Origin of the sequence: Burkholderia sp. SIMBA_051, from assembly GCF_046534915.1 — a bacterium.
Lineage (GTDB): Bacteria > Pseudomonadota > Gammaproteobacteria > Burkholderiales > Burkholderiaceae > Burkholderia > Burkholderia ambifaria.
In genome coordinates this window covers 1-313 of record NZ_JAWRXS010000139.1, presented here as the reverse complement: position 1 = coordinate 313, position 313 = coordinate 1, and the positions used below count along the sequence as shown (strand labels likewise).

Annotated in this window: 1 protein-coding gene; it reads right to left on the bottom strand. The window is 56.5% G+C overall.

Translation table 11 applies throughout. From position 1 onward, the window contains the following. Window positions 1–189, bottom strand: a 189-nt coding sequence (locus SB771_RS33915) for a LysR family transcriptional regulator (RefSeq protein ID WP_410721904.1), incomplete at its 3' end; no start/stop codon positions are given. Window positions 190–313 lie beyond the last annotated feature (124 nt).

Below are 313 nucleotides of genomic sequence, written 5' to 3'. Positions count from 1 at the left end.
CTCGCCCGCTTCCGTCAGCGCGATCCGGCGAGTCGTCCGGTTGAGAAGGCGCGTGCGCAGGTGCGCCTCGAGATCCGACACGGCGCGCGATGCACAGGCGGTCGTCGAATGCATCTGCTGAGCGGCGGCGGTAAAGCTTCCCGCATCGACCACGCGGACGAATACCCGCATGTTTTGTAACGTATCCATCCCATTGCCCCTTTGAATCCGGGTGGATTGTTGCACAGGGGCCAACCAATATTAGCTCAGGATTCGTAAAAATGACTTGCACCGTTGTCCGTTTATTCAGGAATCACTGAAAAATATAATCGCA